Origin of the sequence: Pseudomonas sp. NBRC 111123 (genome assembly GCF_001320205.1) — a bacterium.
Taxonomy (GTDB): Bacteria; Pseudomonadota; Gammaproteobacteria; order Pseudomonadales; family Pseudomonadaceae; genus Aquipseudomonas; species Aquipseudomonas putida_J.
In genome coordinates this window covers 40,907-60,487 of record NZ_BCAZ01000002.1, presented here as the reverse complement: position 1 = coordinate 60,487, position 19,581 = coordinate 40,907, and the positions used below count along the sequence as shown (strand labels likewise).

Genomic DNA, 19,581 nt, shown 5'->3' with positions numbered 1-19,581 from the left:
CCTTGTAGGAGCGGCCTTGTGTCGCGAAAGGGCTGCAAAGCAGCCCCCGGTGCCTCAGGCCTTGCCGTTGGCCAATTGTGCCGGAGCAAAGTGACAGGTGAAGGTGCTGCCATGCCCTGGCACGCTGCTGATTTCCAGCTTGCCGCGGTGGCGCATGAGCACGTGCTTGACGATCGCCAGGCCCAGCCCGGTGCCGCCGGTATTCGAAGCACGGCTGGAGTCGACCCGGTAGAAGCGTTCGGTCAGCCGTGGCAGGTGCTTGGCGTCGATACCGACCCCGGAGTCCTGTACCGACAGATGCGCGCCGTGTTCGTCGCCCCACCAGCGGATGCGGATGTTGCCTTCATCCTGGGTGTACTTCACCGCGTTGAACACCAGGTTGGAGAAGGCGCTGCGCAGTTCCGACTCGCTCCCTTTCAGGCGCAGGTCCGGCGCGGCTTCCAGGGTGATTTTCTGGTTGCGCGGCCCGGACAGTGCCTGGGCGTCGTTCTTGATCGCGGTGAGCAGGGCATCGACCGCTACTGGCTGGTTGTCCGACGGGTAGTCGGTGGCTTCCAGCTTGGCCAGCAGCAGCAGGTCGTTGAGCAAGGTCTGCATGCGCGAGCCTTGCTGGGTCATCTGCTGCAGTGCCCGGGCCCAGCGCGGGTTCACGTCCTCGACGTTATCCAGCAGGGTTTCCAGGTAGCCGGTAATGACCGTCAGCGGCGTACGCAGCTCGTGGGAGACGTTGGCGACGAAGTCCTTGCGCATCTGCTCGAGTTGGTGGATGCGGGTCACATCGCGCACCAGCATCAGGTGCTCGTTGTTGCCGTAGCGGGTGATGTGCAGCTGCACTCGCAGGCGGTCGTTGATCGGCGAGGGGATTTCCAGCGGTTCGACGTAGTTCTGCGCCTCGAAATACTCCTTGAAGCGTGGGTGGCGCACCAGGTTGGTCACCGGCTGGCCGCCGTCCTGTGGGGTCTTGAAGCCCAGCAGCGTCTCTGCGGCGCGGTTCCACCACTCCAGGTTGCCGTCGCTGTCGAGCATGATCACCGCGTCTCGCAGCGCCGCAGTGGACTCCTGCACCCGGTCGATCACTGCCTGCAGGCGCCCGCGCACCCGCTGGTCGCGGCGTTGCAGGTGGTAGATGCTGTCGAACACCTCGCCCCACAGGCCGTAGCCGTCGGGTGGTGCTTCATCGGGTTGGTGGTTGCGCAGCCAGTCATGCAGGCGCAACAGCTGCTTGAGGGTCCAACCCAGGTAGAGCGCCAGACCGATGGCCAGGCTCCAGCCGTAATAGCCGCTGACCAGGCCGCCGATCAGGCAGACGGTGATCAGCAGCAACAGGTGGCGAATCAGGGTCGCGTGCCAGTTCTGGTTCAATTGACGGTCCTTGTACAACGACGTGCAGCTTGGCGCTTGGCTCGATCAGCTCTTGGTCGAGAAGCGGTAGCCAGTGCCCCGGACGGTTTGTACCAGATTTTCGTAGGCTTCACCCAGTGCCTTGCGCAGGCGACGGATGTGCACGTCGACGGTGCGCTCCTCGACATACACGTTGCCGCCCCATACCTGGTCAAGCAGCTGGCCGCGGGTGTAGGCACGCTCCTGGTGAGTCATGAAGAACTGCAGCAGGCGGTATTCGGTGGGGCCCATCTCGGCCGGCTTGCCGTCGATGGTCACGCGGTGGCTGATGGGGTCGAGGAGCAGGCCGCCGACTTCGATTGGTGCTTCGCTGTCGCTCGGGCCAGTGCGACGCAGCACGGCCTTCAGGCGGGCTACCAGCTCGCGTGGCGAGAACGGCTTGGTGATGTAGTCGTCGGCGCCGACTTCCAGGCCCTGTATCTTGTTGTCCTCTTCGCCTTTGGCGGTGAGCATGATGATCGGAATGTCGCCGGTCAGCTCGTCGCGCTTGAGGCGGCGTGCCAGCTCGATGCCAGAGGTGCCGGGCAGCATCCAGTCGAGCAGGATCAGGTCCGGTTTGCGGTCGACGATGATCGCGTGGGCCTGCTGGGAGTTCTCCGCTTCCAGGCAGTCATAGCCGGCCATTTCCAATGCAACGGCGATCATCTCGCGAATAGGCGCTTCGTCGTCGACGATCAGAATGTTTCTGCCAACCATGCTTAAAACCTCTCCCAGGAATCGTGTCTTGGCCCGCATTAGATAACGGAATTATTGCAGCTGTGTGACAGGGCGTTGGCCGTTCTGGCGACATTCCATGACTGGGCTAGGCTTCACAGGGCCGCTGCGGCGGTAAACAGAATGCAATCCACCCCCGAATTCATGGTGATTCCAATGACACGACATACGCTGAGCTGGATGGCCCTTTTCGCTGCACTGGCGCTGCCGGGGGTGGCGTCCGCCCACCATGCCATGGAGAAAGACGGCATGTGGGTCGATCATGCCGGGATGACGTTGTACACCTTCGACAAGGACGCCAACGGCAAGTCGATGTGCAACGGCGATTGTGCGACGAACTGGCCTCCACTGATGGTCAAGGACGGTGAGAAGGCCGAAGGCAAGTGGACGCAGATCAAGCGTGACGACGGCAAGATGCAGTGGGCCTATGACGGCAAGCCGCTGTACACCTTCGTCAAGGACAAGAAGGCCGGGGACATGACCGGTGACGGCATGAAGGACGTCTGGCACGTCGCCAAGCCGTAAAGGCGGACACTTGACCCTGTGGGAGCGGGTTCACCCGCCAATGCTGCGGTGGAGCCACCATCGCATTCGCGGGTGAACCCGCTCCCACAGGGGGAGGCAAGGGTCAGCGCAAGGCGTAATCCAGCACCACCCCGATGAACACCAGCATCCCCGCCCAGTGATTGTGCAGAAACGCCTTGAAGCATGACTCGCGGTCCAGCTTGCGCGTCGACCAGTACTCCCAGGCAAAGCATGCCGCAGCCCCCAGCAACCCAAGGTGGAACCAGCCACCCAGCTCGAAGCGGCTGCCCGCCAGCAGCAGGCAGCCCAACGACAACAGCTGCAAGGTCAGGATGATCGTCCGGTCCGCCTCGCCAAACAGGATCGCAGTGGACTTCACGCCGATCTTCAGGTCGTCATCGCGGTCGACCATGGCGTAGTAGGTGTCGTAACCCACCGTCCACAACAGGTTGGCGATGTACAGCAGCCAGGCACTGGCCGGCAGCTCGCCGCCGGCAGCGGTAAAGGCCATGGGGATGCCCCAGGAATACGCTGCACCCAGCACGACCTGCGGGTAATAGGTATAGCGCTTCATGAACGGGTAGCAGGACGCCAGTGCCACCGCGCCGAACGATAGCCACACGGTCTGGCTATTGGTGCACAGCACCAGCAGGAAGCTCACCCCGACCAGGATGGCGAACAACGCCAGCGCCTCGCGCGACTTGACCCGACCACTGGCAAGCGGGCGGTCCGCGGTGCGTTTGACGTGGCCATCGACCTTGCGGTCGGCGAAGTCGTTGATGCAGCAGCCGGCGGCGCGCATCAGCACCACGCCCAGGCCGAAGATCAGCACGTTGGCCAGGGTTGGCGAGCCTTGCCCGGCGACCCACACCGCTGTCAGGGTGGGCCACAGCAGCAGATAGATGCCGATCGGCCGGTCCATGCGGCTGAGCTGGACGAAGTCCCAGGCCCGCGGGTGCAAGCGGTTGAGTGACTTGAGCAGTTGCAGGTACATCAGCGGTTCTCCTCCTTGGCCGCTTGCCACAGTGTAGGCAGGAACACCTCGGCCACCAGCAGGTCGAGGCCGTCACGCGCGAAGCGCGAGCGGCGCCCCCACAGGCCGTCGCGTGCGGCATCGGCCGGCAGCCAGGCTTGTGGATAACGGCACACTTCGATCGGGTGGCGGATGAATGCCTGGTCGCAGAACAGCAACTCGCCCAGCGAACGGCTACCGAGGGTTTCCAGGTCCAGGCCACCACGTTCCAGGGCGCTGCGACTGGCCACACTACGGGCGAACACCCAAGGCTCGCCATGCCCACGCAGGTACACCTCCCGCACCCAGCCTTCGGCGCCCTGGGCGATGTTCAGGGCCAGGCACTCGTCTTCGCGCAGCGGTTGCCAGCCTTCGAACAGGGGAGTGACACTGAAGTGGTCCTGGGACAGCTGTGTAAGGCGGCGAGTCAGGGAGCCTTCGTCGAACAGCCAGTCCAGGGTTGGCTGGTCGGTTTCAGAGGCCAGCTGTGAATACGGCAGCCACGCGACAGCGGCTGCTTGCGGGGATTCGTACGACACGTCGGTATGCTTGATTACAGCCAGAGAGGCGGCGAGCTTAGCATGATTGCCCTGAGTGCTTGCATAATGCCGGGCTACAACAAAGCCTGAGCGACACCGAGGAAGAAGACCAGATGAAAAAGTGGCAGTGTATTGTCTGTGGCCTGATCTATGACGAAGCCGAAGGTTGGCCGGACGACGGCATCCCGCCCGGTACCCGCTGGGAAGACGTGCCGGCAGACTGGTTGTGCCCTGACTGCGGTGTGGGCAAGAGCGACTTCGAAATGATCTCCATCGGCTGAGCGAGGAAAGCACGACATGACGTCCCCCGTGGTCATCATCGGTACCGGCCTGGCCGGCTACAACCTGGCACGTGAATTTCGCAAGCTCGATGGCGACACGCCGCTGCTGCTGATTACTGCCGACGATGGTCGTTCCTATTCCAAACCGATGCTTTCCACCGGCTTTGCCAAGCACAAGGACGCCGACGGCCTGTGCATGGCCGAGCCTGGCACCATGGCCGAGCAGCTTAAGGCCGAGGTCCGCACCCATACCCGTGTCAGTGGCATCGACCCGGGCCACAAGCGCCTGTGGATCGGTGAAGAGGCGATCGAGTATCGCGACCTGGTGCTGGCCTGGGGTGCACAGACCGTGCAGGTGCCGATCGAAGGTGAGGGTGCCGGGCGGGTCTTCCCGATCAACGACCTGGAAGACTATGCGCGCTTCCGTGCCGCTGCCGCAGGCAAGCAACGTGTGCTGATTCTCGGTGCCGGCCTGATCGGTTGCGAGTTTGCCAACGACATGAGCCTGGGTGGCTTCCAGGTCGACGTGGTGGCGCCTTGCGAGCAGGTCATGCCGACCCTGTTGCATCCGGCTGCCGCCAATGCCGTGCAGGCCGGCCTGCAAGGCCTTGGGGTGCGTTTCCACCTGGGGCCGGTGCTGAACCGCCTGGAGCAGGCAGGCGAAGGGCTGGAAGCGCACCTTTCCGATGGCCAGGTGATCGGCTGCGACCTGGTGGTTTCAGCCATCGGCCTACGCCCGCGGACCGACCTGGCGGCAGCAGCAGGGCTGCTGACCAACCGCGGCGTAGTGGTGGACCGCCAGCTGCGCACTTCGCACAGCAACATCTTCGCGCTTGGCGACTGCGCCGAAGTCGACGGCATCAACCTGCTCTATGTGATGCCATTGATGGCCTGTGCCCGTGCCTTGGCGCAGACCCTGGCCGGTAATCCGACCCAGGTCAGTTACGGGCCGATGCCGATTACCGTCAAGACCCCGGCATGCCCGCTGGTGGTGTCACCGCCGCCGGCAGGCTGCGAAGGCAGCTGGCAGGTAGAAGGGCAGGGTAGCGACCTGAAAGTGCTCTGCCACGCCACCGACGGCCAGTTGCTCGGCTATGCCCTGACCGGCAGTGCGGTCATGGAAAAACTGGCGTTGAATCGGCAGTTACCCGCCCTGATGGCGTGAATAGCGGGCGTTCTGTCGGATTTATCCTGTTGTTGCCAACACAATGGCCGCCCAGATACTGGCGCGGCCTCGGTGGGCGTGCCATTCTCACTTCCGTCTGCCGCAGATTAGAGCCTGCGGTGCCTTGAACGCTGCTTCAATGGCAGCACGGCATAACAACAAGAAATCCCGTCAAAGAGGCTTCACTATGCGTAAACCAGAACTCGCCGCTGTCATCGCCGAAAAGGCCGATCTGACCAAGGAAAAAGCCAACCAGGTGCTGAACGCCATTCTCGACAGCATCACCGGTGCCCTGGACAAGGACACGGTCACCCTGGTCGGTTTCGGCACCTTTGAAAAACGTCATCGTGGTGCCCGCACCGGCAAGAATCCGCAAACCGGCCAACCGGTGAAGATCAAGGCCAGCAACACCGTTGCCTTCAAGCCAGGCAAGAACCTGCGCGACAGCGTCAACGTGCCCGCCAAGCCAGCCAAGAAAAAGTGATCCACTGCTGACCCCCAGTGTCATCCCAGCGGGCGCCCCAGGGCGCCCGTTATGCATTCTGGAGGGTAAGTGTTGCGAACTTGCGTATTTTGTTCAGGAAAAGGATAAACTGCGCGCTTCAGTCATTTTTCATTCGAGGCGCGTTGATGAAGTTTCGCTTTCTTCTTTGGGCCATGGGGCTGCTGATGGCCAGGGCCAGCCGCAACAACCCGGCATTCCAGCAGCAACTCAAGGACAAGGACTTGGTGTTCCAGATGCAGACGCTGGACGGCAAGGTGGCGCGGCACTTCATCGTCAGTGGCGAACGCATCAGCAGCAAAGGCGGCAGCCATCCGCAGCCGGCCTTCGCCATCGCTTTCAAGGACGCAGCCTACGGCTTTGCCACGATGCAGGCGGGTAACAAGCAGCTGGCGTTCATGCAGGGCATTCAGGACAAGAACATCCAGATCAAGGGCAATCCGGCGCTGGTGATGTGGTTCCAGGGGCTCATGAAATACCTGAAGCCGAAGAAGAAAGGCTGAAATCGCTGGGCGCGCTTTGCGCCCCTTTCGCGACAGAAGGCCGCTCCTACAGGGGATCGCATACGGCTGCAGGAGCGGCCTTGCCGGGGCGCCGGACCGGTCGGAAAGGGCTGCAGAGCAGCCCCAATGGGCTCAATGGGGGGCGTTGAGCTGCGAAGCCAGATCCCGCAGCAAGGCCTCGGCCTCGAGCACTTTGTTCACCACATCCTCTGCCTTGTCCCGGGTGATCCCCACGCGTTCCAGCAGCTCATCGGGAATCTGCTCCTGTGGCCCCGAGCCGATGCCGCGCGAGCGCAGCAGGCGGGTCGCCAGGCACACCAGGTTGGGGTAGGCCGAAAACTCGCCGTCATACGCCGGATCATGCTGGAAGCGCAGCGCGGTCGACAGCTCTTCGGGCATATCCCACAGCTTCATCAGCCAGGCGCCGATCTGCTCGCGGCTGATACCCAGCAGGTGCTGTTCGACGTAGGTGTGGCACAGGTGCGGGTTGACCTCCAGATGTCGGCAGATCAGCGAGAAGTGCGGCGGAAACACGTGTGCCAACAGCAGGTAGCCAAAGTTGTGCAGCAGCCCTGCCAGGTAGGTCAGGCCGGCCTCCGGGCGTTCGGCACGAGGCATCGCGCGGGTCAGGCCTTCGATGATGGCGGCGGTGTAGATCGACTGTTGCCAGTACGGCGTGGCCTGCTGCGGATGGTCCTTGGGCAGGCTCAAGGTCTTGCCCAGCGCCAGGCCCAGGGCCAGGTTGATCACCAGATCGAAGCCCAGTACACGGACGATTGCGTCCTCCACCGAACGGATCTTGCCGGGTGAGGCGTAGTAGGGCGATGCGGCCCAGCTGACCACCTGGGCGGCCAGGGCAGGGTCGGTCTCGACCACGCCAGTGATGTCGTCGATGCTGGCGTTGGGGTCGACCCGCAGCTTGATGATCTTCTGCGCGGTGTCGGCCAGTGGCGGAATCTCGATGGTTTCTTCCAGGCGTTTCTGGATGCGCCGGGCCGTGAAAGCCTGAACCGCCTGGGTGATTTCCTTGGGGTCGTCATCCGGGCGATCGAGGTTGGGGCGGATGTCGCGCACGGGCTGGCCGAAACTGCCGGCGCTGGCCTTGGCGAGCATGCGCTTGAAGTCATCACGGTGCACCTTCAACAACAGGCCAGCTTCGCCGGACTGGATGAGCAGGTGTTCGGCTTCGAGCAGCTTGCCTTCGTACAGGCAGGGCGAGCTGGTCAGGGCCGGGATGGCCGGCAAAGCCTTGAGCTGGTGCTTGTCGAGCATCTGCTTGAGGCGTGGCAACGGCACCGCCTTGAGCTTGCGGCCGGTCAGCTCCTCGAGGCGGTTGAGGTCCAGTAGCTTGCTCTGCGGGAATAGCACCAGCAGGGCGCCGATTTCGTCATCGAGCAGGATCGCCTGCACCCGAGACGCGGCTGGTAGCTCTGGATGTTCCGCAACCTCTTCAAAGGCCACGCGCAGTTTTTCGAGCAACAGCCGGATGACAGACGGTGCGTGTGGGGTTGCGGTGTCCAGGGCAACTTCAGTCATGGTCTGTATCCACAGGTTCTTTTAAACGCGAAGTATAACCAGCCTGTTGGTAAAGCTGGATCCATTCTGGGACAGGTGTCACACCTGGCCATATTGCTGGCCGTGACGCAGCCAACGGTCGAGCAGTGGGCTGACATGGTCCGGCCAGCGTGCCAGTAGTGCCTGGGCAGCATCACGCACCGCCGGTAGCAGATCGGCGTCGCGCATCAGGTCGGCGACCTTGAACTGCAGCAGGCCAGTCTGGCGTGTGCCGAGCATTTCGCCGGGTCCGCGCAGTTCTAGGTCTTTCTCGGCAATGATGAAGCCATCGTTGGTTTCCCGCATGATTCCCAGGCGTTCCCGGCCAATCTGCGACAGTGGCGGGTGATACAGCAACACGCAATGGCTTGCCGCGCTGCCCCGGCCAACCCGGCCGCGCAGCTGGTGCAGCTGTGCCAGGCCCAAACGCTCGGGGTTCTCGATGATCATCAGGCTGGCATTGGGCACGTCCACGCCGACCTCGATCACCGTAGTGGCGACCAGCAGTTGCAGGTTGCCTTGCTTGAACTCGGCCATGACCTCGGCCTTTTCTGCAGGCTTCATGCGGCCGTGAATCAGGCCCACGCGCAGTTCGCCGAGTGCGCTGCCGAGCTCTTCGAAAGTGCTTTCGGCCGCTTGGCAGGTCAGCTCTTCGGATTCTTCGATCAGCGTGCACACCCAGTAAGCCTGGCGCCCTTCGGCGCAGGCTGCTCGGACCCGCTCGACCACTTCGAAGCGGCGGCTGTCGGCTACCAGCACGGTGTTCACCGGCGTGCGCCCAGGCGGCAGCTCGTCGAGCACCGAGGTGTCGAGGTCGGCGTAGGCGCTCATGGCCAGGGTGCGCGGGATCGGTGTAGCGGTCATGATCAGCTGGTGCGGGCACAGCTCGCCGGCCACGCCTTTCTTGCGCAAGGCAAGGCGTTGTTGCACACCGAAGCGGTGCTGTTCGTCGATGATCGCCAGGGCCAGGTGCTTGAAGCGGACTTCCTCCTGGAACAGCGCGTGGGTACCGACCACCATTGGCGCGCCACCGGCTATCTGCTCCAGGGCACTGGCGCGGGCCTTGCCCTTGAGCTTGCCGGCCAGCCAGGCGACTTCGATCCCCAGCGGCTCAAGCCAGCGCTTGAAGGTGATGTAGTGCTGTTCGGCAAGGATCTCGGTGGGCGCCATCAGCGCCACCTGGTAGCCCGCCTCCAGCGCCTGCAGTGCAGCGAGGGCGGCGACCACGGTCTTACCGGCGCCGACATCGCCCTGAACCAGACGCATCATGGGCTCGTGCTGGCTGAGGTCATAGGCGATTTCGTTGGCCACGCGCTGCTGCGCCCCGGTCGGCCGGAAGCCCAGGTTTGCCAGGTATTGCGCCTGCAGGCGCTTGGCCTTCGGCAGTACCGGCGCGCGCAGGCTGCGCAGGCTCTCGCGCAGGCGTTGCTGCGACAGCTGGTGGGTCAGCAGCTCTTCGAAGGCCAGGCGGTGCTGGGCCCAGTGCTGACCCTCGGCGAGTTCGTCGAGATCGGCGTCGGCTGGCGGGTTGTGCAGGTAACGGATGGCATCGTCCAGCGGCGCCAGCTGGTAGTCGCGGGCCAATTCGTCGGGCAGCCAGTCCGGCAGACTGCGCGGGCCGAGCATGCCCAGGCTCTGCTGGCAGAGCAGGCGCAGGCGCTGTTGGGTGAGGCCTTCGGTGGACGGGTAGATCGGCGTCAGGGTCTGCTCGACCGGCGGTGCCGGCTCGTCGCCATTCAGCGCACGGTACTCCGGGTGGTAGATTTCCAGGCCCGAGGCACCGGGGCGGGCTTCGCCGTAGCAGCGCAGGTGGGTGCCACGCTTGAGGCCTTCCTTTTGCGCATTGCTGAAGTGGTAGAAGCGCAGGCTCAGCACGCCTGTGCCGTCACCCAGGCGTACCACCAGGCTGCGGCGCTTGCCCATGGTCACGTCGGCGCCGCTGACCACGCCTTCGATCACCGCGTCCTGGCCTGGGCGCAGCTGGCCGATCGGCACCACGCGAGTGCGGTCCTGGTAGCGCAGGGGCAGGTGGAACAGCACGTCCTGCAGGTTCTCCAGGCCGACCTTGGCGAGCTTCTCCGCCATGGCATCGCCTACGCCCTTGAGCGCCGTGACCGAGACCTTCGACAGCTCAGTCATGGATCAGGCCGGTTGTTCCACGGGCGGCTTGGCCACCGAGCAGAGACGGATCGAGTCGGCAAGGATCTCGATCGCCTTCGGCCGCGGGAAGCTGGCGCGCCAGGCGATGGCCACGGTACGGAACGGCGCTGGCGGGGTAAGTGGACGCACTTCGATGACCCCGGGCGCATAGTGATGACTGTGCACGGCCGAGAGTGGAAGGATCGACACCCCCAGGCCCGAAGCGACCATATGGCGGATGGTTTCCAGCGAGCTGGACTCGACCGTGGTGTGCTTGGCGCCATCGCCACCTTTGTTCAGCGTCGGGCAGGCTTCCAGCACCTGATCGCGGAAGCAGTGACCCTCGCCGAGCAGCAGCAGGCTCTTGTCGTTGAGCATGGCAGTGTCGATGGTCTTTTTCGCCGTCCACGGGTGGTCGGCCGGCATTAATGCACAGAAGGGCTCGTCATACAGCGGCAGGGTCAGCACATCGGCTTCATTGAACGGCAGGGCGATGATCACCGCGTCCAGTTCGCCGTTGCGCAGCTTCTCGCGCAGCACGTGGGTGAAGTTTTCTTCGATGTACAGCGGCATCTGCGGTGCAACCCGATGCAGCTGTGGAATGAGGTGCGGGAAAAGGTATGGGCCGACAGTGTAGATGGCGCCGACCTTGAGCGGGGCGGTCAGTTGGTTCTTGCCGGCCTGGGCCAATTCGCGAATGCCTTGGGCCTGCTCCAGCACCTTCTGCGCCTGGGCAACAATGCTTTCGCCGACCGGGGTCAGGCGCACCGCGCTCTTGCTGCGCTCGAAGATCAGCACGCCCAGCTCGTCCTCAAGCTTCTTCACGCCGACCGACAGGGTCGGCTGGCTGACGTGGCAGCGCTCGGCAGCATGGCCGAAGTGCTGCTCCTGGGCGAGCGTGACGATGTAGCGTAATTCTGTGAGGGTCATAACGTGCGTCCATGAAGTTGCGGCCCCAGCATAGCGGCTGCAATCGATAGACGCACGTTATCAGACTTGCCGATTTGTGACAGAAACAAAAGTATCAGCGACGGTCCAGGGAGTAGACGAACGGTGCCACTACTTCGATTGTGCCATTGGTCAGCAACTCGGCTGGCGGCTTGGGTACCGTGCCTGCGCGGCGGATCATTTCCATGGTCGCCCGGTCCAGGGCCGCGCTGCCGGAGCCGCCTGCCATGGAGTAGGAAACCACCTTGCCTTCGGCATCGACCACGAAGCGCAAGCGGTTGATGCCTTGCAGGCCACGACGGCGCGCGTCCTCCGGGTAGCGCTTGTACTTCGCCAGATGGCGCAGCAGGTCGCTCTGCCAGGTTGGCAGCGCCTGGCTGTTGGCGGCGATGCTTGGCGCCGGTGCCGCCGACTTTTGCGGTGGCGTGTTGCTTGGCGGCGTGTCGGCTACCTGTTCCTTGGCCGGTGGCTCGTCTTTCGGCGGCTCAGGCTTCTTCTCAGGCTTCGGTGGCTGAGGCTTGGGCTTCGGCTTGGGCGGCTTGGCGATGGCGATCTTCGGTTTCGGCGCCTCGACCAGCTTTGGCAACGGCGGCTCTTCGACCGGTGCCGGTGGCTGTGGGGCGGCTTTCGGTGGTGGCGGCGGCGCGGGCTCGGGTAGCGGCGCCAGCTCGACCATCATGGCTGCCGGGGGCAGCTCGATGGCCTGGGGCACCGACCAGTTGAGGGTCAGCAGCACGGCGACCACGTGCACGCCCAGCACGATCGCCAGGCTGCCACCGTAGCGCGCCACGGTTGAGCGCGGTTTCGTCATTTCTTGGCTGCCGTCTCGAGACCTACCAGACCGACCTTGAGGTAGCCGGCCGCGCGCATGGTGTTCATCACTTCCATCAGGTCACCGTAATCCACGCCCTTGTCGGCCTGGAAGAAGATGGTGGTTTCCTTGTCACCCTTGGTCTTGGCGTCGAGCATCGGGCCAAGCTGTGCGGGGGCAGGTACCTGATCGTCGCCGACATACAGCTTCTGGTCGGCCTTGACGCTGACGAACACCGGTTTCTCGGGCCTCGGCGCCGGCTTGGCGGTCGAAGCCGGCAGGTCGACCTTGATGTCGACCGTGGCCAAGGGGGCTGCGACCATGAAGATGATCAGCAGCACCAGCATCACGTCGATGAACGGCGTAACGTTGATTTCGTGGTTTTCGGCGAGGTCATCGCCACCTTCGTTGAGATGCAGGCCCATGGCTTACCCCACTTTCACCATGTGCGGGGCGGCGCGCTCGCTGCCTTGGTGGTCCAGATCACGGCTGACCAGCAGCAGTACCTGGGCGGATGCGTCGGACACCTGTGCCTTGTAGCCCGCGATGGAGCGGGCGAAGACGTTGTAGATGACCACGGCCGGGATCGCTGCGACCAGACCCAGGGCGGTGGCCAGCAGGGCTTCGGCGATACCAGGGGCTACTACGGCCAGGTTGGTGGTCTGGGTCTTGGCGATGCCGATGAAGCTGTTCATGATGCCCCACACGGTACCGAACAGGCCTACGAACGGCGCAGTGGAGCCGATGGTGGCGAGCACGCCGGTGCCGTTGCTCATGGTGCGACCGCTGGCAGCTACCAGGCGCTCCAGGCGGAAGCTGACGCGTTCCTTGATGCCTTCCTTCTCGCGGGCATTGGCCGACAGGCGCATTTCCTCGAGGGCGTCGTGGACCAGGGTGTGGGCCAGGGTGCCTTCTTTATTGGAAACATCGCTGGCTTCTTTCAGGCTGACCGACTTCTTCAGTGCGGCAATCTCGCCACGCAGGCGACGCTTGGCGCCCATCAGCTCGAAGCCCTTGGCGATCCAGATGGTCCAGGTGATGATCGAGGCGATGGCCAGGCCGATCATCACGATTTTGACGACGATATCGGCGTTCTTGTACATGCCCCACGGGGACAGGTCGTGCGCCATGCCCAGCGAGGTGTCTTCAACCAGTGCCTGAACGGCCGGGTCGGCGGCGGCAGGTGCATCGACCGGAGTCACGGCCTGGCCTTCGACACCAGCCGGTGCCGGAGTGGCCGGAGCGGCAGCAGCAGCCGGGGTGGCGGCGCTGGCGTTTGGCTCATCGGCCATGGCCAGCGGGGCCAGCACCAGGCTGAACATCAGCGCGGCGATGGCGCGCCAGGCGCGCGACGGGGTTGGCGAAGCGGAAGGTTGAGTACGTGTCATGCTGGCCGGACCTGATGAAGAAGAAAGTGAGCGTTCTCCAAGGCCTCGAGATAGGCCGAGAACAGATAGGGGTGCCATTATTGCAAGTAATTCTTGTTAACAAAAGTAATCTTGTTGCTTTTTTCACCTATGGTCTAGCCGCCTATCGTGTAATACGGATAGCCTGATCCTTTGGTCTAGGGAGTTTTGTGATGTCAGACCTTTCAGCAATTATCGTGGGATGTGGTGATGTAGGCGGCCGTTTGGCCCGCCAACTGCTGGCTAAAGGCTGGCAAATTAGTGGCTTGCGCCGCTCGGTCGAGCAGTTGCCAGAGGGTGTCTCGCCTATCGCCGCGGATCTTTCCGATCCCGCCATCCCCCCGTCGTGGCCGCAGCGTTCGCCGGACTATCTGGTGTATTGCGTGGCCGCCAGCCAGCACGACGAGGCAGGCTATCAGGCGGCCTATGTCGACGGTTTGCGTCATGTGCTGGCTTGGCTGGCCGAGCGCGGCCAGCGCCCGCGGCGTTTGCTGTTCGTCTCCAGCAGCAGCGTGTTTGCGCAAAAGGATGGGGAATGGATCGACGAAACTGCCGCCACCGAGCCTGCAGGTTATTCCGGGAAGGTGATGCTGGAGGCCGAAGGGTTGGCGCTGGCAAGTGGCATTCCCGCCAGCGTGATTCGCCTGACCGGCATCTACGGCCCGGGACGCGAGTGGTTGTTGAGCCAGGTGCGCCAAGGCTACCGCGTGGCAGAAGAGCCGCCGCTCTATGGCAACCGGATTCATGCAGAAGATGCTGCGAGCCTGTTGGCGTACCTGCTGCAGGCTGACGCCGATGGCGTGGCGCTGGAGGATTGCTACATCGGCGTCGACGACGACCCAGCGCCGCTGGCCGATGTGGTGGCTTGGTTGCGCGCCTATATGGGCGTCACCGAGTGGTCCGATGAGCAGCGGGTGCGGCGTACCGGCAGCAAACGTTGCAGCAATGCCCGGGTGCGGGCGTTGGGCTGGGCGCCGCAGTATCCGAGCTACAAGGAAGGCTATGCGGCCATCCTGAAGGGCAAGCGCTGAAACCTACAGGCTTGGTGCGGTCTTCGTAGGAGCGGCCTTGCCGGGACGCCGGACCGGTCGGAAAGGGCCGCAAAGCGGCCCCCAAATTGATGCTTGAATGCAAATATCGCGGGGCTGCTGTGCAGCCCTTTCCGACCGGTCCGGCGTCCCGGCAAGGCCGCTCCTACAAAGACCGCGCCCGGAATGGAGAGGAGCTTCAGTCCCGCTCCAGCACCCACTGCTGAGTACCGGCCGTCAGCTGCGGAATCTCGTCTGCCTGGGCAGTATTCACCGCCTGGAAGATCGCCAGCTTGTCGCCATCCCGCTTGAAGATGAACGGTGCGCCGCGCTGGTTGCGCTCCAGCCACAGGCTGTCGTTGTTGCCACCCATGCTGGCGCAGTCGCCGGCCAGGCACAGGGCGAAACGGTCCGGGCCAGGCAGGCCGGTAACGCTGCCGGTATCGCTGAAGTGCACGGTGGCGCCTTTGCCCTGGCCTTCGATGATCTTCCAGTCGCCACCGAGGTAAGCCTGGTACAGCGCCTTCTCGAAGCTGCCGCCTAATGGCGCATTGCCGGGCTGCTTGGCGCGAACGAAGGTCTGCTCGGCACCGTTCTGGGCAGTGGCTTTCAATTCATCGCCATCGAGTTCGAGCTGTTCGGTCTGGCCACCTTCGAAGCTGGCCTGCCAGTGTTTCTGGTTGGCGCTCAGCTGGCCGTCGGCAGCTTCGAAACCATTGCTGAAGCTGGCCTGCTGGTTGGCGACATCGAGCTTCCACTCGAAAACCGGGCCGTGCTCGTTCAGGGCCTGGCGCAGGCTGCCGCCTTTGCTGGCGGCCTTGATGGCGGCCTGGTTGATCCAGGTACCATTGAAATCTTCGGGTTTGTGGCTGGCGCAGCCGCCCAGAAGCAGGGCTGCCAGCGCGAGGGGCAGTGCTTGACGCATGACGGGATAACCTTGCAGAAGAGGGTGACGGGCAGGGCGCCCGTCACCAGGGGCATCATTCGATGACCAGGATGGCGTCCATTTCGACCTGGGCGCCTTTCGGCAGCGCAGCCACGCCGATGGCGGCGCGGGCTGGGTATGGCTGTTCGAAGTAGCGGCCCATCACTTCGTTGACCTTGGCGAAGTGGCTCAGGTCGGTGAGGAAGATGTTCAGCTTGACGATGTCCTTGAACGAACCGCCAGCCGCTTCAGCTACGGCCTTGAGGTTCTCGAACACCTGTACGGTCTGGGCTTCGAAGCCTTCGACCAGCTCCATGGTCTTTGGGTCCAGTGGGATCTGCCCCGACATGTAGACGGTGTTGCCGGCCTTGATCGCCTGGGAGTAGGTGCCGATAGCGGCAGGGGCCTTGTCGCTGTTGATTACGGTCTTGCTCATGATGACTCCTTGCGGTTGGCGGACTACGTACGCATGCGGGTGATGCGGACCACGCCGGTCAAGGTACGCAGCTTCTTGATCACACGCGCCAGGTGCACACGATCGTGCACGCTGATCACCAGTTGGACCACGCTGATACGGCCGTCGCGTTCGTCCATGCTGATCTTCTCGATGTTGCCGTCGGCAGCGTTGACGCTGCTGGCCAGCAAGGCGATCAGGCCGCGCTGGTGTTCAAGCTCGACACGCAGCTCGACGTTGAATTCGCCAGCGATGTCCTTGGCCCAGGAGAGTTGTACGCACTTTTCCGGGTTGTGGCGGATTTCGCTGATGTTGCGGCAGTTTTCCAGGTGCACGACCATGCCCTTGCCCGCCGACAGGTGGCCGACGATCGGATCGCCCGGGATTGGCGTACAGCACTTGGCGTAGCTCAGCACCAGGCCTTCGGTGCCGCGGATCGCCAGCGGGCCTTCCGGCGCCGGCAGCTGTTCGCCTTCGGCCGACAGCAGGCGACGGGCGACCACGTAGGCCATGCGGTTGCCCAAGCCAATGTCTTCGAGCAAGTCTTCGATGAGCTCCAGGCGGTACTCGGCAAGAATCGCCTGAATGCGCTCCTGAGGGATTTTCTCCAGGCTGCTGTCGAAGCCGGTCAGTACCTTGTTCAGCAGGCGCTCGCCGAGGCTGATCGACTCGGAGCGACGCTGCTGCTTGAGGGCGTGGCGAATGTGCGTACGCGCCTTGCCGGTGACCACGAAATTGAGCCAGGCCGGATTTGGCCGTGCGCCCGGTGCGCTGACGATTTCCACCGTCGAACCGCTTTGCAGCGGTTCGGACAGCGGCGCCAGGCGGCGGTTGATGCGGCAGGCGATGCAGCTGTTGCCAACGTCGGTGTGCACCGCGTAAGCGAAGTCGACGGCGGTGGAGCCTTTGGGCAGCTCCATGATCCGGCCTTTGGGTGTGAACACATAGACCTCGTCCGGGAACAGGTCGATCTTCACGCTTTCGATGAATTCCAGCGAGTTGCCAGCACGTTGCTGCAGTTCGAGGATGCCCTTGACCCACTGACGCGCCCGGGCATGGCTGCCCTTGGGTTGCTCGTCCTCGTTGGACTTGTACAGCCAGTGCGCGGCAATGCCGTTGTTGGCCATCTCTTCCATCTCGCGGGTGCGGATCTGGATTTCGATGGGCACGCCGTGCATGCCGAACAGCGTGGTGTGCAACGACTGGTAGCCGTTGGCCTTGGGAATCGCGATGTAATCCTTGAAGCGACCGGGCAGCGGCTTGTACAGGTTGTGCACGGCGCCGAGCACGCGGTAGCAGGTGTCGACCTTGTCGACGATGATGCGGAAGGCGTACACGTCCATGATCTCGTTGAAGGCGCGGCGTTTGCCACGCATCTTCTTGTAGATGCCATAGAGGTGTTTCTGCCGGCCGCTGACCTCGCCCTGGATGCCGTCCGCGGCCAGGCAGTTGGCCAGCGAGTGCTCGATCTTGGCGACGATCTCTTTACGGTTGCCGCGTGCGCTCTTCACCGCCCGATGGATCAGCGAGGACCGCATCGGGTGCATGGCCTTGAAGCCAAGGTCTTCGAACTCCACGCGCACCGTGTGCATACCCAGGCGGTTGGCGATGGGGGCGTAGATCTCAAGGGTTTCCTTGGCGATGCGCCGGCGTTTTTCGCCAGACAGCACTTCCAGGGTGCGCATGTTGTGCAGGCGGTCGGCCAGCTTGACCAGGATCACGCGGATATCGCGGGCCATGGCCATGGCCATCTTCTGGAAGTTTTCGGCCTGCGCTTCGGCCTTGGTCTCGAAGTTCATCTGGGTCAGCTTGCTGACCCCATCGACCAGTTCGGCCACGGTCTCGCCAAACTGCTGGCAGAGGGCTTCCTTGGCGATGCCGGTGTCTTCGATCACGTCGTGCAGCATGGCTGCCATCAGGCTCTGATGGTCCATGTGCATGTCGGCGAGGATGCTGGCCACGGCCAGCGGATGGGTCACGTAGGGCTCGCCGCTGCGGCGGCGCTGCCCGTCGTGTGCCTGTTCGGCGTAGAAATAGGCACGGCGAACCAGGTTGACCTGTTCGGGGCCCAGGTAGGTCGACAGCCGTTCGGCTAAGGCTTCTATGCCCGGCATGGTTTCACCTCTTGCCGAGGAAGAGGGCCTTGTGCCGCGCGACGTCGACAGGGCATCGATCAGACAGCCTCGTTGGACTCGTCCTCGAACGCGGCGAAGACCGGATCCTCGGTAACGATCTCTTCGGCGGCGATGAACTCAGGGGTAACGATACCTTCGGCGATTTCGCGCAGGGCGACCACGGTCGGCTTGTCGTTTTCCCATGCTACGCGCGGCTCTTTGCCGCCGGTAGCCAGCTGACGGGCGCGCTTGGTCGAGAGCATGACCAGCTCAAAACGGTTATCCACGTGTTCCAGGCAGTCTTCAACAGTTACGCGGGCCATGGTCTTCCTCAGTAGCAAATGCGGTGGGCGTGCAGCCCAATATGGGCAGGCGGACTCGATAGTTTAAAAAATCACCAGCCAATAGGGAAGCGCTGTTTTGCCGGGCGGTCGCCTTCGAGCCCTGTGTCGGCTTATTCGCGGACAAGCCCGCTCCCACAGGAATGATGCGTTGCTCACCAGCACCGCTCACCCTATGGGAGCGGGCCCGCCCGCGAAAGGGCCGGAACAGACACCCTCGATACTTGACTCCGACGATAACCTCAGAGCATTGCATCCCGCAACCGCGGCGTCAGTTCTTCGAACAACGTCTGCACCGACCGCAACGCCCGGCAGTCCGGCCGGGTCAGCAGCCACAACTGTGTATCGCATCCGGGCAACGGCCCGCTCAACGCATCCACTCCCGGCAAGGCATCGACCATATAGTCAGGCAGTGCCGCCACGCCCAGCCCGGTGCTCACCAGTTGGGCGATGGTCGACATGCCGCTGCACTGGTAGCGCGGGCTCAGCCCTGGATACTGCTGGTTGCGCCAGACCACGGTCGGGTGGTCCTGCATCGAGTCGTCCGGGGCGATCCACGGCACGCTGGTGGCCGACGCGTTCAAGCGCTCGCGCCATTGTGGCTGACCGCAGATCACATAGGAGGTGGAGCCCAGGCAACGCCCTACCAGATGCTCTGGCGGCGTGTTGGTCAGGCGCAAGGCGATGTCGGCATCGCGCCGGCTGAGGTTGGCAAAGGTGTTGGAGGTGCCCATTTCCAGCGACAACGCCGGGTAGTTGGGCATGAACGCGGCCAGTGCCGGCAGCAGCAGGCTGTGCATCACTGCCTCGGTGCAGGTCAGGCGTACTGTGCCGCTGACCACCTGCTCACCGCTGGTCATGGCGATACGTGCGGCATCCAGCGCCTGCTCGGCGCGCTCGGCCTGCTCGGCCAGGGCCTGGGCCGTGTCGGTCGGCAGGTAACCCTTGCGGCTTTTCACGAACAGCGCGGTGCCTAGCGCCGACTCCAGCCGGCGAATCGAGCGGAACACGGTCGAAACGTCGACCTTGAGCAGTTCGGCGGCCTTGGCCAATGAGCGCCCGCGTTCCAGTGCCAGGACCAGGGAGAGGTCGGCGTGGGTAATTTGATATTGCATTGGTGCACGCTCTGCTTGCCGAATTGCCAATGTCTGTTGCGTGAGGGCCATTTTATAGTGAAACGGCCCCCGGGAATCAATGCGCCCGGTCGGGTAACCAATCC

General features: G+C 63.4%; 21 protein-coding genes. 6 read left to right on the top strand and 15 right to left on the bottom strand.

Annotated features, from left to right (window positions below; all coding sequences use genetic code 11):
- Positions 1 to 54 precede the first annotated feature (54 nt).
- Together phoR and phoB are read right to left on the bottom strand one after the other, a co-directional pair.
- Entirely contained in the window at positions 55 to 1,362 is a 1,308-nt protein-coding gene (gene phoR / locus APH27_RS01495) for a phosphate regulon sensor histidine kinase PhoR (RefSeq protein WP_060483807.1), read from the bottom strand.
- A 45-nt stretch (positions 1,363 to 1,407) separates the two neighbouring features.
- The gene (gene phoB, locus APH27_RS01490; RefSeq protein WP_003253341.1) at positions 1,408 to 2,097 is read right to left on the bottom strand and encodes a phosphate regulon transcriptional regulator PhoB; all 690 of its coding nucleotides are present in this window, start codon (positions 2,095 to 2,097) and stop codon (positions 1,408 to 1,410) included.
- A 174-nt stretch (positions 2,098 to 2,271) separates the two neighbouring features.
- Here phoB and APH27_RS01485 point away from each other — a divergent pair, with 174 nt between their 5' ends.
- Entirely contained in the window at positions 2,272 to 2,640 is a 369-nt protein-coding gene (locus APH27_RS01485; RefSeq protein ID WP_027917045.1) for a hypothetical protein, read from the top strand.
- A 103-nt stretch (positions 2,641 to 2,743) separates the two neighbouring features.
- On the opposite strand, the gene ubiA is transcribed toward APH27_RS01485, so the two are convergent.
- On the bottom strand, positions 2,744 to 3,634 hold the full coding sequence (gene ubiA / locus APH27_RS01480; protein ID WP_027917044.1) for a 4-hydroxybenzoate octaprenyltransferase: 891 nt from the start codon (positions 3,632 to 3,634) through the stop codon (positions 2,744 to 2,746).
- Positions 3,634 to 4,191 carry a chorismate lyase gene (locus tag APH27_RS01475; protein WP_060483806.1) on the bottom strand — a complete coding sequence of 186 codons (558 nt, stop codon included), beginning with the start codon at positions 4,189 to 4,191 and terminating at the stop codon, positions 3,634 to 3,636. The genes ubiA and APH27_RS01475 overlap by 1 nt, the downstream gene beginning before the upstream one ends.
- A gap of 113 nt (positions 4,192 to 4,304) precedes the next feature.
- Between APH27_RS01475 and APH27_RS01470 the strand changes: the two genes are divergently transcribed.
- From APH27_RS01470 to APH27_RS01455, 4 genes are all read left to right on the top strand, one after another.
- Positions 4,305 to 4,472, top strand: coding sequence for a rubredoxin (locus APH27_RS01470; RefSeq protein ID WP_027917042.1), 168 nt, complete (start codon positions 4,305 to 4,307; stop codon positions 4,470 to 4,472).
- A 16-nt stretch (positions 4,473 to 4,488) separates the two neighbouring features.
- A complete protein-coding gene (locus tag APH27_RS01465) occupies positions 4,489 to 5,637 on the top strand; it encodes an NAD(P)/FAD-dependent oxidoreductase (protein WP_060483805.1) in 1,149 nt (382 codons plus the stop codon).
- A gap of 187 nt (positions 5,638 to 5,824) precedes the next feature.
- Positions 5,825 to 6,121 (top strand): HU family DNA-binding protein, encoded by a 297-nt coding sequence (locus APH27_RS01460; protein WP_027917040.1) that lies wholly within the window; start codon positions 5,825 to 5,827, stop codon positions 6,119 to 6,121.
- 146 nt (positions 6,122 to 6,267) lie between these two features.
- Positions 6,268 to 6,642: a helicase gene (locus APH27_RS01455; protein WP_027917039.1), complete on the top strand. Its 375-nt coding sequence runs from the start codon at positions 6,268 to 6,270 to the stop codon at positions 6,640 to 6,642.
- 132 nt (positions 6,643 to 6,774) lie between these two features.
- On the opposite strand, the gene APH27_RS01450 is transcribed toward APH27_RS01455, so the two are convergent.
- The 6 genes from APH27_RS01450 to exbB all read right to left on the bottom strand — a co-directional run bounded on the left by APH27_RS01450 (position 6,775) and on the right by exbB (position 13,482).
- The gene (locus APH27_RS01450; protein ID WP_027917038.1) at positions 6,775 to 8,178 is read right to left on the bottom strand and encodes an aminoacyl-tRNA deacylase and HDOD domain-containing protein; all 1,404 of its coding nucleotides are present in this window, start codon (positions 8,176 to 8,178) and stop codon (positions 6,775 to 6,777) included.
- A gap of 78 nt (positions 8,179 to 8,256) precedes the next feature.
- Positions 8,257 to 10,335 (bottom strand): ATP-dependent DNA helicase RecG, encoded by a 2,079-nt coding sequence (recG, locus tag APH27_RS01445; RefSeq protein WP_060483804.1) that lies wholly within the window; start codon positions 10,333 to 10,335, stop codon positions 8,257 to 8,259.
- Positions 10,336 to 10,338: 3 nt separating this feature from the next.
- The gene (locus tag APH27_RS01440; RefSeq protein WP_027917036.1) at positions 10,339 to 11,265 is read right to left on the bottom strand and encodes a hydrogen peroxide-inducible genes activator; all 927 of its coding nucleotides are present in this window, start codon (positions 11,263 to 11,265) and stop codon (positions 10,339 to 10,341) included.
- Positions 11,266 to 11,359: 94 nt separating this feature from the next.
- Positions 11,360 to 12,094 (bottom strand): energy transducer TonB, encoded by a 735-nt coding sequence (locus tag APH27_RS01435; RefSeq protein ID WP_027917035.1) that lies wholly within the window; start codon positions 12,092 to 12,094, stop codon positions 11,360 to 11,362.
- Positions 12,091 to 12,519, bottom strand: a complete 429-nt coding sequence (gene exbD, locus APH27_RS01430; RefSeq protein ID WP_027917034.1) for a TonB system transport protein ExbD — start codon at positions 12,517 to 12,519, stop codon at positions 12,091 to 12,093. The genes APH27_RS01435 and exbD overlap by 4 nt, the downstream gene beginning before the upstream one ends.
- Positions 12,520 to 12,522: 3 nt before the next feature.
- Complete coding sequence (gene exbB / locus APH27_RS01425; protein ID WP_027917033.1) at positions 12,523 to 13,482, bottom strand: tonB-system energizer ExbB; 960 nt, start codon at positions 13,480 to 13,482, stop codon at positions 12,523 to 12,525.
- A 191-nt stretch (positions 13,483 to 13,673) separates the two neighbouring features.
- On the opposite strand from exbB, the gene APH27_RS01420 reads away from it, so the two are divergent.
- A complete protein-coding gene (locus APH27_RS01420) occupies positions 13,674 to 14,531 on the top strand; it encodes an SDR family oxidoreductase (protein WP_060483803.1) in 858 nt (285 codons plus the stop codon).
- 196 nt (positions 14,532 to 14,727) lie between these two features.
- Here APH27_RS01420 and APH27_RS01415 read toward each other — a convergent pair whose 3' ends face one another.
- The 5 genes from APH27_RS01415 to APH27_RS01395 all read right to left on the bottom strand — a co-directional run bounded on the left by APH27_RS01415 (position 14,728) and on the right by APH27_RS01395 (position 19,477).
- Positions 14,728 to 15,453 carry a hypothetical protein gene (locus tag APH27_RS01415; RefSeq protein ID WP_060483802.1) on the bottom strand — a complete coding sequence of 242 codons (726 nt, stop codon included), beginning with the start codon at positions 15,451 to 15,453 and terminating at the stop codon, positions 14,728 to 14,730.
- 55 nt (positions 15,454 to 15,508) lie between these two features.
- Positions 15,509 to 15,889 (bottom strand): RidA family protein, encoded by a 381-nt coding sequence (locus tag APH27_RS01410; RefSeq protein ID WP_009684531.1) that lies wholly within the window; start codon positions 15,887 to 15,889, stop codon positions 15,509 to 15,511.
- Positions 15,890 to 15,912: 23 nt separating this feature from the next.
- Complete coding sequence (spoT, locus tag APH27_RS01405) at positions 15,913 to 18,021, bottom strand: bifunctional GTP diphosphokinase/guanosine-3',5'-bis pyrophosphate 3'-pyrophosphohydrolase (protein WP_060483801.1); 2,109 nt, start codon at positions 18,019 to 18,021, stop codon at positions 15,913 to 15,915.
- A gap of 59 nt (positions 18,022 to 18,080) precedes the next feature.
- A complete protein-coding gene (gene rpoZ, locus APH27_RS01400; protein ID WP_016394025.1) occupies positions 18,081 to 18,344 on the bottom strand; it encodes a DNA-directed RNA polymerase subunit omega in 264 nt (87 codons plus the stop codon).
- A 260-nt stretch (positions 18,345 to 18,604) separates the two neighbouring features.
- A complete protein-coding gene (locus APH27_RS01395; protein ID WP_027917029.1) occupies positions 18,605 to 19,477 on the bottom strand; it encodes a LysR family transcriptional regulator in 873 nt (290 codons plus the stop codon).
- Between the last annotated feature and the right edge of the window lie 104 nt (positions 19,478 to 19,581).